A 12,012-nucleotide genomic window follows, 5' to 3' on the forward strand; every position below is an offset into this window, starting at 1 on the left:
GAACGTAAAGAAGCGCTAAATCAAAGTAACATTCTTGATATCCTTCAAAAAACTGGGGTAAGCATTCTATGGTTAGATAATGATAGTGGCTGTCAAGGCACTTGCGATCGTATGACAAATGTTCAGAATTTTCCGAACAAGACATCTTCTCCCTTATGCCACGATGGAAGTTGCTATGATGAAATTCTTGTCAAAGAGCTCTCTCACTATCTTGATACCACTCCTATTGATAAAGACACTTTAATTGTTCTACATTTAATGGGAAGTCATGGTCCAACCTACTATAAGCGTTATCCAGAAAGTGAAGCCTTTTTCCAACCGACTTGTGCGCAAAGTGATATTGAAAATTGCACGCATGAGGCTTTAGTAAATACCTATGATAATACTATTAGATATACGGATAAGCTTTTATCAGAGGTTATCTCAATGCTTAAAAAGCAAACAAACACAAAAGCGACTTTATTTTATTTATCTGATCATGGGGAATCGTTGGGAGAAAATGGGCTTTATCTTCACGGAACTCCTTATGCTTTTGCGCCTAAAGAGCAAACCACTATTCCAATGATGATTTGGAGTGATAATCCAAAGCTACTATTTGATTGCCAAAAAAATACGACTCCTTATGGGCAAGATAATATCTTTTCCACTTTATTAGGTGCTTTTTCAGTGCAAGGTTCTCTTTATCAAAAGAAAGACGATATGTTAGCTAATTGTAAAATTTAAAAAGCACCCGTAAAAATAAACCCCGCATTTGCGGGGCTGGATTAGGCATATAGTTAAAATATGTGATTATTGAGCAGGTGCAACAATAACTTCTTGTTTCACTGGGCGCTCAACTATACCGTCAACCGTAATGACTACACGACGGTTAAGCGCACGACCTTCAGCAGTTTTATTAGAAGCGACTGGGTTATTTTCACCGTCACCATAAGCTTGGATGATTTGCGCTGGAACACCATTTTCAATTAAATAATTTGCTACAGTTGCTGCACGACGCTCAGAAAGTTTTTGGTTATAAGCTTCTGTACCAATTGAGTCAGTATTACCAACTACAACAATTTTTTGAACATCAGCACCACGAGCATTTAATTGCTGTGCTAATTGTTGAATAGCAGCTTTACCTTCGGGCTTAAGGTTATATTTGTCAAAATTAAAATAAGTATCAGCAGACAAAGTGATGACTTGTGATTCTAATACGCGCTCAACTTGGACAGCCGGCTCTTGTGCGCCACAGCCAGTAAGATTACGGTTGGCTTGAACAGTGACACATTCGCCAAAGTTGTTTTTAACTAAAATTTGTTCGCCGCCGGCATTGGAAGTTAAATCTTCCAATTGAGTTTGTGCAGAAGCATAGCTTGCAAATGAAGCAAGTACAGCAACCGCAAGTAGTTTTTTCAGTTTCATTGTATTCTCCCAAATAACAAAACTTGCAAGTTCGTTGTTTAGCGTGGCAGACAACACCTGTTGTTTGTGCCGTTCTGATGCACGGATATCGGGTGATACCCATCCAATGCGCATAATAAGCGGTTTGTAGTAAAAATGCAAAGAGAAAGTATTAAAAATGCAACGATAATCCTATTTATATGTGGTAAAAATGACACATTCACGAACCTTTAGCAGAACATGATAAAATAACAATTTTAATTTATGCCGGTCACGGCTATTTATCGCTAAAGAAGGAACAGCTAATGAGCGATTTTGCCCGAGAAATTCTTCCTGTTAGTCTAGTAGATGAAATGCGCAATTCCTATCTAGATTATGCAATGAGCGTAATCATTGGTCGCGCCTTGCCTGATGCACGCGATGGCTTGAAGCCAGTGCATCGTCGGGTATTATTTTCTATGAATAAAAATGGGAACGCTTGGAATAAGAAATATGTCAAATCTGCTCGAGTAATTGGGGATGTGATGGGGAGCTACCATCCTCATGGTGACAGCGCGATTTACGATACATTGGTGCGTATGGCACAACCTTTTTCTTTACGCTATCCACTTATTGATGGACAGGGAAACTTTGGTTCAATTGATGGTGACCCTCCAGCTGCACACCGTTATACCGAAGCGCGAATGGCAAAAATTGCACATAGCTTACTGACTGACATTGAAAAAGAAACCGTCGATTTTGTGCCAAATTATGACGGCTCTCAAACTGAGCCAACAGTACTACCAACGCGCATTCCTAATTTATTGGTCAATGGCGGAACGGGAATTGCCGTTGGGATGGCGACCAATATTCCACCACATAATTTAGGAGAAACCTTAGATGCTTGTTTACATTTAATGGATCATCCAGAAGCAAATACGTCAGAACTCATGCGCTTTTTACCGGGACCTGATTTTCCAACTGGAGCATTGATCAATGGTAGTAAAGGTATTAAAGAGGCTTACGAAACGGGTAGAGGTCGAGTTTATATTCGTGCAAAAACGCATATTGAAACCGACGAGCATAATGGCAAACAGTCAATCATTGTGGATGAACTGCCCTATCAAGTAAACAAAGCCAACTTGCTAACAAAAATCAGTGATTTGGTTAAAGAAAAGAAAATTGAAGGAATTACTGCACTGCGCGATGAGTCGGATAAAGACGGTATCCGGATGGTGATTGAGCTGCGTCGCGGCGAAGTTGCTGAAGTCATTCTCAATAATTTATTCCAACTTACTCAGCTACAAACCGTCTTTGGCATTAACATGGTTGCTTTAATTGGCGGACAACCTAAAATTCTCAACTTACGCGAATGTTTGAACATTTTTATTTCACATCGCCGTGAAGTGGTGACACGTCGTACCATTTATGAATTACGTAAAGCCCGCGAACGCGCACACATTTTAGAAGGTTTATCCATTGCCCTTGCCAATATTGATGAAGTTATTCAGCTAATTCGGGAATCTGTAGGTCCATCTGAAGCAAAAGCGGCTTTACTTGCCCGCGCTTGGCAGCCGGGACAAGTGGTGGATATGCTTGCACGTGCGGGCGCAGAAAATTCTCGTCCAGACAGTTTAAGCCGTGAATATGGTTTAATTGATGGACAATATTTCCTCTCACCAGAGCAAGCACAAGCGATTTTAGATTTACGTTTACACCGCTTAACTGGTTTGGAGCAAGATAAAATTATTGAAGAGTTTCAATCCATTATTAAAGATATCGAAAGCTTTTTAGATATCTTACAAATCCCTGAGCGCTTAATTGAAGTCATCCGTGAAGAGTTATTAGAAATTAAAGCGCAATTTAATGACGAGCGTCGCACCCAAATTCTTGATCAGCACTTAAATCTATCATTAGAAGACTTAATTGCCGAAGAAGATCGAGTCATTACCCTTTCACACGAAGGCTACATTAAAGCGCAACCACTCAGTGATTATGAGGCCCAAAAACGCGGCGGAAAAGGACGTAGCGTTACTGCCGTTAAAGATGAAGACTTTGTTGAACAATTATTTGTCGCCAATACGCATGACACCATGTTGTGCTTCTCTAATAAAGGTAAAGTTTATTGGTTAAAAGTCTATGAATTGCCGCAAGCAGGACGTAATGCAAAAGGCAAGCCTATCATCAACCTGCTACCTTTTGAAAAAGATGAACGCTTAAATGCAATTTTAACCACTCGTGAATATCCCGAAGACCAATATCTCTTTTTCGCTACTAAAGGTGGGACGGTGAAAAAAACACCATTAGCCGAATATTCTCGCCCTCGTGCAAGTGGCATTATTGCCATCAATCTATCTGAGGACGATGAATTGGTAGATGTCGCTATTACTGACGGCAGTCGAGATATCATGCTATTCTCAAACGCAGGTAAAGCTGTGCGTTTTGAAGAACAAAAAATCCGTAGCGTGAGCCGTGGCGCAACAGGCGTCAAAGGTATGACGTTAGAAAATGGACAACGCGTTATCGCATTATGCGTCGTGCAAACGCAAGGCGATATTCTCACCATTACCGAAAATGGTTACGGGAAACGCACTCCCGCCGAAGACTATCCAACCAAAGGGCGTGGCGGTAAAGGCATTATTTCTATTGCTTGTAGCGAACGTAACGGCGATGCCGTTTATGCCGTACAAGTTTCCGAAGACGAGCAAATCATGTTAGTTACCAATAACGGCACTTTAGTCCGTACGCGTGTTTCAGAAATTTCAGTGAGCAGACGTAATACGCAAGGCGTTCGCTTAATTCGCACTAGCGACGCGGAAAAACTTATTGCGGTTGCGAAAATCGTATCGGAAGAAAGTGAAGAAGAACCATCAAATGAGGAATAATAATGAAGCGCACTTTTCTCTTAGCGGTTTTATTTCCTTTATCAATACTGGTTCATACTGAGCCTTATCGCGCCTTTGAATTTGAAACCATCAAGCAATCTCAAAATAACGGTCAAGTGTTGATAACCCTTGACCCGATTTTTGAAGCGATTGATCAACTATGGCAACATGCAAAAGGTTATCCACCACAGTTTGATAATGAACAAGATAAAGCGACCGCTAAAAAAGATGCGATAGTACTCAACAAGCTGCTAACCACTGTCTTTGAAACTCAGCAAAATGCATTTGATGCTGAGCAAAAACAATGGATAATTTTAAATTTGGCACGCATTTCTACAGTAGCTCATAATTTAGATATCCCTCATGCATGGAACGCAGCAGAACATTATTACCAACGCTTGCTTCAGCAACAATCAACTCCTGCATTAGAAGAAGAATATGGCGTTTTTTTCGCAAACAGTGGAAATCTTACCGAAGGGAAAAAATGGCTAGAAAAAGCACTCAAGCACGGTCAAAAAAGTGCTAATTTTGGCTTAGCAATTGTCGCGTTCTCTGAAAATCAGCCTCAAAAGGCACAAAAATACCTTAAACAGTATTTAAAACATTATCCAAACGATAACCATGCACAAGAATTATTAAAAGCATTGGCAGATAAGAAACTCACTGTGAATAAATGTCAAACCCAAAGTACTAACGATAATCCAACCTGTCAAATCATCAAAAAAACACCATGAAATCTTTAGCTGAACTCCGTCAACAAATCGACACGCTTGATGCCGAAATTCTTACCAAACTTTCCGAACGCGCTCGCTGTGCGCAACAAGTTGGGGAAGTGAAGAAAGCAGAAAGCGGACATACTAATATCGTCTTTTATCGTCCAGAACGCGAACGCCAAGTATTGGAACGCTTAAAATCGCTTAACCAAGGTCCTTTACCGGATAACGAAGTGGCGCGACTATTTAGAGAAATCATGTCCGCTTGCCTTGCATTAGAGTTACCCTTAAACATTGCTTACTTAGGTCCTGAAGGGACCTTTACTCAAGCAGCCGCACTTAAACAATTTGGGCATTCCGTGGATACTCAGCCTATGCGTAGCATTGCAGATGTCTTTAAAGCCGTTGAAACAGGGGAATGTCAGTATGGAATTGTTCCTGTTGAAAACTCTACCGAAGGTATGGTTACCCACACGCTAGATACCCTTGCTCTTTCGCCACTCAATATTTGCGGAGAAGTGCAGCTGAAAATCGCACAAAACCTATTAAGCAAAGCTACGCAACTTTCCGACATACAGACCATTTACTCACACAGTCAATCGCTTGCCCAATGCCGACGTTGGATTGCCGAACACTTACCTCATGTGGAATTAATTGTTGTCGCCAGTAATGCCGAAGCCGCCAAACGCGCTGCACAAGATACAAATACCGCAGCGATTGCTGGCAAAATGGCAGCCGATTTATACGATATTCCTGTCCGATATAGCCATATAGAAGATGACAGCAACAATACCACGCGTTTTCTCGTCATTGGTAATCAATACATTGATGCGAGTGGCTCGGATAAAACCAGTATTTTAGTTTCCGCACATAATCGTCCCGGGTTGCTCTATAAATTGCTTGAACCGATTGAACGTCACGGTGTAAATATGACGAGAATAGAATCACGCCCCAGCCGACGAGGAATGTGGGAATACATATTCTTTATTGACTTAGAAGGTCATCAAAGCCAGCCAGAAATGCAGACCTTATTTGCCGAAATTCGGCAAACGGCAAGCCTTTTCCGCGTATTGGGAAGCTATCCAAAAGCGGCAGAATAGAAATACCTATTATTTTTCATCTCATGCATTATCTTAATTAAGGACATATTTTGCTCACTCACTCATCACTTGGCAAAGTTGCATTTATTGGTATTGGTCTAATTGGTGGCTCTTTAGCGCTAGCATTAAGACGCGCAAACATTGTTGATGAAATTCTTGCAATTGATGCTTCTAAAGCTGCTCTAGCTGAAGCTTTAGCGCTTGGCGTTATTGATCGCGCTGTAGATTGGGAAGATTTATCAGAAGCCGATATTATTGTTTTATCTACCCCAGTAGATGCCTTATATACCGTCTGCCAATCATTAGCACAAATTTCTTTAAAAGAAACCGTTGTCATTACAGATGTTGGCTCAACTAAAGGCTCTGTATTAGATGCTATCCGCCAAGCCTTTGGCGATATTCCTGATAATTTTGTCCCTGCGCATCCAATTGCGGGACGAGAAAAAAGTGGCGTTGCTGCTGCCGATGCCACCTTATTCCAACGCCATAAGGTCATTCTTACGACACTAGATAATACAGATAATCGCGCCTTAGGGATTGTTAGCCGTATTTGGCATGCAGCTGGCGCGCTAATCAGTTATCTTTCTATTGACGCACATGATGAGATTTTAGGCGCAACTAGTCACCTACCTCATGTGCTTGCCTATCTGCTGGTAGATATGCTTGATCAAGATCTCCATCACGAAGAAATATTCACTTACGCCGCTGGCGGTTTCCGAGACTTCACACGGATTGCTTCTAGCTCTCCAGTCATGTGGCGTGATATTTGTGTCCATAATCCAAACGTATTACGCCGCTTATTAACGCAATATCGTCGCAGAATTGAAGCGTTCGAAACATTATTAGCAGAAGGAAATGGCGACGATATTGAAACGATTTTTTCTCGTGCCAAACGCGCACGCGACACCCATTATCAAAAGGAACAACAATCATGACAATTACTTGGCACAGTCATCCTTGCCAGAAAATAGAGGGCGATATTTCTGTCCCCGGCGATAAATCCATCTCACACCGCTCTATTATGTTGGGGGCTTTGGCTGAAGGCACTACAGAAGTCAGCGGTTTTCTAGAAGGCGAAGATTGTTTAGCAACGCTACGCGCATTTCAAGCAATGGGAGTCCCCATTACTCACCATGGCGAAGGTAAAGTAACCATAAAAGGACAAGGCTTATACGGACTACAAGCGCCCAAACAAGCGCTAGACGTTGGTAATAGCGGCACCAGTATGCGTCTGATGGCAGGTGTTTTAGCAGGACAAAATTTCTCAAGTACCTTGATTGGCGACCAATCACTCATGAAACGTCCCATGCGCCGAGTTACACAACCCTTGACTCAAATGGGTGCAGATATTCAAACCAGCGAAACCGGAACGGCGCCATTAGTCATTCATGGAAAACCTTTAAAAGGTATCGACTTTCAAATGTCTGTTGCTAGCGCACAACTGAAATCCTGTTTGCTCTTAGCTGGTCTATATGCAAAAGGAGAAACTCATATTCATGAATGCGGAGTAAGTCGTGACCATAGTGAACGAATGTTACGAGGCTTTGGCGTTCAGATTACGCAAGAAAAAAATACATTAAGCATTGTCGGCGGGCAATCACTTAAAGCTTGCAATGTTATGGTTCCCGGCGATATTTCTTCCGCCGCTTTCTTTATCGTTGCAGCTTTAATTGCTAAAGAAGGTAGCCTTCGTATCCAAAACGTTGGTATCAATCCAACCCGAGCAGCCGTCATCGATATCCTTCAGCAAATGGGCGGGAATATTCAATTAGAAAATATTCGTGAAGCAGGTGGTGAGCCCGTTGCAGATTTAATCGTACACGCCTCATCATTAAAAGGCATCCATATCCCAGAAGCGCTTGTTCCAATTGCTATCGATGAATTTCCAATTCTATTTATCGCAGCTGCATGCGCGCAAGGCGAAACGACCGCTAATGATTTAGCAGAATTGCGTGTCAAAGAAAGCGACCGTCTAGCTGCAATGGAAGCAGGTCTCAAAATTTTAAATATTGATTGTGAAACTACTCAAGATAGCATTCACATCACTGGAGGGGAGTTTTCTGGTGGCACAATCAATAGCCATGGTGATCATCGTATCGCCATGAGCTTTGCCATTGCCGCCTTACGCTCATCTGCCCCTATCGGAATTTTAGATTGTGCAAATGTCGCAACTTCTTTCCCTAATTTTCAAACCCTAACCAATCATATCGGAATGCAGATAGAGGCACAAAATGCGTAAAATTCTTACCATTGACGGTCCGAGTGGCGTCGGAAAAGGAACGGTCGCTTTTCGTCTAGCTAAAGAATATGGTTGGCAATACCTAGACTCAGGTGCGCTCTATCGCCTCGCTGTACTACAGCTTCAAGATAAAGAATTATTAGAAGCTGATATTGAACAACAAATAACGGCAATCGCTAATATGGCTATTCAATTTATAACTCAAGACGAAGGAATTTCCACTTTTCTAAATGGAAAAAATGTTGACAAACAACTACGAACAGAAATCACAGGAAAACAAGCCTCTCTATTAGCCGCCAAACCTGAAATTCGTGCTACGCTACTGACTCTCCAACGAGAATTTGCTAAAAACTCTCCTTTAATTGCCGACGGACGAGATATGGGCAGCGTTGTATTCCCCGAAGCGTCACTAAAAATATTCTTAGATGCAGATAGCAAAGTTCGTGCACAACGACGCTATAAGCAGTTGAAAGCGAAAGGAGAAAATGTTAACCTAGCCACCCTTGAAAAAGAGATTGCTGAGCGTGATGAGCGTGACCGCAATCGAAAGACTGCCCCACTTATACCAGCTTCGGACGCGGTAGTCATTGATACAACTGAATTATCGGTTGACGAGGTGCTACAACAAATTAAAAATTTATTTGTAGCCCATTTTTTTAACTTGAACGGATCTTAGAGATTATCCATGTCAGAATCATTTGCAGACCTTTTTGAAAAAAGTATTGAAACGACCGAACTTAAACCCGGTGCCATTATTGAAGCCGAAGTCGTGGAGATTGGTAAAGACTTTGTTGTATTAAACGCCGGATTAAAATCAGAAGGATTTATTCCTCTATCTGAGTTTACCAATGAAAAAGGTGAACTTACTGTTAAAGAAGGCGATAAAGTTGAAGTTGCGCTCGAAGCCTTAGAAAACGGCTATGGCGAAACACAAATTTCTCACGAAAAAGCCCAACGTATCCGCACTTGGGAAATCTTAGAGAAAAAATTTAACGACGAAGAAACCGTTACTGGTATCGTATCTAGTCGCGTAAAAGGCGGATTTACCGTTGATGTTGAAGGCGTTAAAGCCTTTTTACCAGGCTCACTTGTTGACGTTCGTCCAGTTAAAGATCCTGGATTAATCGAAGGGAAAGAAATTGAGTTCAAAATCATTAAACTCGATCAAAAACGCAACAATATCGTTATCTCTCGTCGCGCTGTTCTAGAGAAAGAATACAAAGAAGAACGCGAAGAAGTATTGAAAAACCTTCAAGAAGGTGATGTGGTTAAAGCAGTGGTTAAAAACCTCACAGACTACGGTGCGTTCTTGGATTTGGGTGGTGTTGATGGTCTATTACATATCACTGATATGGCATGGAAACGTATCAAATACCCATCTGAAGTCGTTAATATTGGCGATGAAGTAGAAGTTAAAGTTCTAAAATTCGACCGCGATCGTGCAAGAGTCTCTCTTGGCTTGAAACAACTCGGTGCTGATCCTTGGGGCGATATTGCAGAACGCTATCCAGCAGATACCAAACTTCATGGAAAAGTAACCAACATCGCTGATTACGGTGCTTTCGTTGAAATTGAAGACGGTGTTGAAGGTTTAGTCCACGTTTCTGAAATGGATTGGACAAATAAAAACGTTAACCCACGCAAGTTTGTTGCGGTTGGTCAAGAAGTCGATGTAATGATTCTTGAAATTGATCCAGAACGTCGTCGTATTTCATTAGGTATGAAACAATGTCAAGCTAACCCATGGGAAGAATTTGGCAAACACTTCAATAAAGGCGATCACGTTAAAGGTCAAATCAAATCTATTACTGACTTTGGTATCTTCATCGGCTTAGATGGCGGTATTGATGGTTTAGTACACCTTTCTGATCTTTCATGGGATGACAACGGTGAAGAAGCCGTTCGTGAATACCAAAAAGGTCAAGAAGTAGAAGCTATTATCTTAGCAATCGATGCAGAACGTGAACGTATTTCACTCGGTGTAAAACAGCTTTCACAAGATAACTTTGCACAATTTACTTCTACAAATGCTCGTGGCGCAACTGTTAGCGGTAAAGTCATTGAAGTTGATGAGCGTCAAGCAACTATTGAGTTAGCTGAAGGCGTTACTGGTACACTTAAAGCTTCTGAGGCTGCTATTGAACGTGTAGAAGATTTAACAAAACTTTATAACGTCGGCGATGAAGTTGAAGCTAAAATTATCAACGTAGATCGTAAGCACAAAAATATCACACTTTCAGTTAGAGCAAAAGATGTTGCTGAAGAAAAAGCCGTTATCCAAGACTATACTCGTAAAGATAACCAAGCAAGTACCTCTCTTGGAGATATCTTCAAAGAATTAGAAAACTCTGAAGATTAATTTTTACAAACATCTTTTAATTATGATTTGTGGCTACATTGATTTGTAGTCGCAAAAATACTTTTCTTTTAAGGAATACGCATGACCAAGTCTGAACTTATTGAGCGTTTGAGTATGCGCTATCCTGAATTGCGTGCTCAAGATGTTGAAGAATCAGTAAAGCTGATTATCGAAAAAATTTGCCAAAGCTTAGAAAAAGGCGATCGTGCTGAAATTCGTGGATTTGGTAGCTTTTCATTACATTACCGTGAAGCACGTACAGGACGCAATCCTAAAACAGGTGAATCTGTAGAAGTTCCTGCGAAGTCTATTCCCTACTTTAGAGCCGGAAAAGAACTCAGAGAACGTGTTGATGAAAGTCTAAAAGACTAATAAAATGAAAAACACCAACAAAAACGCACAACGCCCATATTGGGCGTTGTTTTTATTTCCATTCAAGCTTTTCCAGAAATTATTTCTTAATTTTCAGAGTAGCATCCCTGTTTGGAGTTATAGCGGACTAATTATTATTATCTTCACTATTCTCTACCCGCCTACTTCTTACTCAAAAAAATCATATCCTTTCTCTAAAAGAGAATCAAAAACTACTTGTTTTTTACAAAAAGTAATTGATGGAGATACCGTGATTGCTATCTGCGATAAACGTCATTTACACATTAGATTGCAGGGTATTGATGCACCAGAAAGTTTACAATACCCATGGGGAAAACAATCTACATTAGCGCTACAAAAATATTTACCTAATAAATTCTATCTACAACCTACAGGTATAGATAAATATAAACGGCAATTGGGAATTCTTTACAATCAAAACCATGAAAATATTAATTTAAAAATGGTTAAGACAGGTTGGGCATTTGCCTATCGTTATAAAAATACAGAAAAAAAATATAAAGAATGCAGAAAAATTTGCTAAAAAACACAAATTAGGTTTTTGGGGGCAAAAAAAGCAACCTATCCTACCAAATATTTGGAGAAGATATCATCTTCATTACTAATGATATGAGACCTTTGCAAAATTCCGTTTTACGTGAATTTTTACTACTAGTAGAAAAATAACACTATAATTTTAATATGTTTTTACAATTTGAAAAATTGAAATTTATCTATAGTGAAAGGCTACTAGAATAGTTATAGTATTATAGTCAAATCACTTATAATCCAATCCATCCAAAGCAGATATAAAGAACAACTTGTAGTAGAATTATCAAAAATAAACTGAGCATATCCTATGACCTACTGTAGCCAATTCCGACAGAAAATTCTTAACGATATTGCTAATGGAGAAACTTGGCGCGCTGTTGCAAAGCGCTACAAGATCAGCAAATTCACCGTCTATAGCTGGATTAAAAAT

General features: G+C 40.5%; 12 protein-coding genes. 11 read left to right on the forward strand and 1 reads right to left on the reverse strand.

From position 1 onward, the window contains the following. On the forward strand, positions 1 to 723 hold a 723-nt coding region (locus A5N85_RS06670), incomplete at its 5' end, for a phosphoethanolamine transferase (protein ID WP_072576535.1). 66 nt (positions 724 to 789) lie between these two features. Here A5N85_RS06670 and A5N85_RS06675 read toward each other — a convergent pair. Next, positions 790 to 1,518 carry an OmpA family protein gene (locus A5N85_RS06675; RefSeq protein ID WP_245935972.1) on the reverse strand — a complete coding sequence of 243 codons (729 nt, stop codon included), beginning with the start codon at positions 1,516 to 1,518 and terminating at the stop codon, positions 790 to 792. Between the two features lie 170 nt (positions 1,519 to 1,688). On the opposite strand from A5N85_RS06675, the gene gyrA reads away from it, so the two are divergent. The 10 genes from gyrA to A5N85_RS17605 all read left to right on the forward strand — a co-directional run. Continuing rightward, positions 1,689 to 4,247 carry a DNA gyrase subunit A gene (gene gyrA, locus A5N85_RS06680; RefSeq protein WP_072576536.1) on the forward strand — a complete coding sequence of 853 codons (2,559 nt, stop codon included), beginning with the start codon at positions 1,689 to 1,691 and terminating at the stop codon, positions 4,245 to 4,247. Between the two features lie 2 nt (positions 4,248 to 4,249). Continuing rightward, positions 4,250 to 4,981, forward strand: a complete 732-nt coding sequence (locus A5N85_RS06685; protein WP_072576537.1) for a tetratricopeptide repeat protein — start codon at positions 4,250 to 4,252, stop codon at positions 4,979 to 4,981. Next, positions 4,978 to 6,060, forward strand: a complete 1,083-nt coding sequence (pheA, locus tag A5N85_RS06690; RefSeq protein WP_072576538.1) for a prephenate dehydratase — start codon at positions 4,978 to 4,980, stop codon at positions 6,058 to 6,060. The genes A5N85_RS06685 and pheA overlap by 4 nt, the downstream gene beginning before the upstream one ends. A 50-nt stretch (positions 6,061 to 6,110) precedes the next feature. Beyond that, a complete protein-coding gene (locus A5N85_RS06695; RefSeq protein WP_072576539.1) occupies positions 6,111 to 6,995 on the forward strand; it encodes a prephenate dehydrogenase in 885 nt (294 codons plus the stop codon). After that, on the forward strand, positions 6,992 to 8,299 hold the full coding sequence (gene aroA / locus A5N85_RS06700; RefSeq protein WP_072576540.1) for a 3-phosphoshikimate 1-carboxyvinyltransferase: 1,308 nt from the start codon (positions 6,992 to 6,994) through the stop codon (positions 8,297 to 8,299). The genes A5N85_RS06695 and aroA overlap by 4 nt, the downstream gene beginning before the upstream one ends. After that, on the forward strand, positions 8,292 to 8,975 hold the full coding sequence (cmk, locus tag A5N85_RS06705; RefSeq protein ID WP_072576541.1) for a (d)CMP kinase: 684 nt from the start codon (positions 8,292 to 8,294) through the stop codon (positions 8,973 to 8,975). Before aroA ends, cmk begins: the two co-directional genes overlap by 8 nt. A 9-nt stretch (positions 8,976 to 8,984) precedes the next feature. After that, positions 8,985 to 10,658 (forward strand): 30S ribosomal protein S1, encoded by a 1,674-nt coding sequence (rpsA, locus tag A5N85_RS06710; RefSeq protein WP_072576542.1) that lies wholly within the window; start codon positions 8,985 to 8,987, stop codon positions 10,656 to 10,658. 81 nt (positions 10,659 to 10,739) lie between these two features. Next, positions 10,740 to 11,030 (forward strand): integration host factor subunit beta, encoded by a 291-nt coding sequence (locus tag A5N85_RS06715; protein ID WP_072576543.1) that lies wholly within the window; start codon positions 10,740 to 10,742, stop codon positions 11,028 to 11,030. Positions 11,031 to 11,034: 4 nt separating this feature from the next. Continuing rightward, positions 11,035 to 11,574 (forward strand): thermonuclease family protein, encoded by a 540-nt coding sequence (locus tag A5N85_RS06720; RefSeq protein ID WP_072576544.1) that lies wholly within the window; start codon positions 11,035 to 11,037, stop codon positions 11,572 to 11,574. Between the two features lie 315 nt (positions 11,575 to 11,889). Continuing rightward, a partial coding sequence (locus tag A5N85_RS17605; protein ID WP_143143207.1) for a helix-turn-helix domain-containing protein occupies positions 11,890 to 12,012 on the forward strand: 123 nt, incomplete at its 3' end.

Origin of the sequence: Suttonella ornithocola, from assembly GCF_001889065.1 — a bacterium.
Taxonomy (GTDB): domain Bacteria; phylum Pseudomonadota; class Gammaproteobacteria; order Cardiobacteriales; family Cardiobacteriaceae; genus Suttonella_A; species Suttonella_A ornithocola.

What these genes read in the sequence shown, in the direction of transcription:
- A5N85_RS06675 (WP_245935972.1), bottom strand. Translation starts at nt 1,518, where the DNA reads ATGCGCATTGGATGGGTATCACCCGATATCCGTGCATCAGAACGGCAC.
- gyrA (WP_072576536.1), top strand. Translation starts at nt 1,689, where the DNA reads ATGAGCGATTTTGCCCGAGAAATTCTTCCTGTTAGTCTAGTAGATGAA.
- A5N85_RS06685 (WP_072576537.1), top strand. Translation starts at nt 4,250, where the DNA reads ATGAAGCGCACTTTTCTCTTAGCGGTTTTATTTCCTTTATCAATACTG.
- pheA (WP_072576538.1), top strand. Translation starts at nt 4,978, where the DNA reads ATGAAATCTTTAGCTGAACTCCGTCAACAAATCGACACGCTTGATGCC.
- aroA (WP_072576540.1), top strand. Translation starts at nt 6,992, where the DNA reads ATGACAATTACTTGGCACAGTCATCCTTGCCAGAAAATAGAGGGCGAT.
- cmk (WP_072576541.1), top strand. Translation starts at nt 8,292, where the DNA reads ATGCGTAAAATTCTTACCATTGACGGTCCGAGTGGCGTCGGAAAAGGA.
- rpsA (WP_072576542.1), top strand. Translation starts at nt 8,985, where the DNA reads ATGTCAGAATCATTTGCAGACCTTTTTGAAAAAAGTATTGAAACGACC.
- A5N85_RS06715 (WP_072576543.1), top strand. Translation starts at nt 10,740, where the DNA reads ATGACCAAGTCTGAACTTATTGAGCGTTTGAGTATGCGCTATCCTGAA.
- A5N85_RS06720 (WP_072576544.1), top strand. Translation starts at nt 11,035, where the DNA reads ATGAAAAACACCAACAAAAACGCACAACGCCCATATTGGGCGTTGTTT.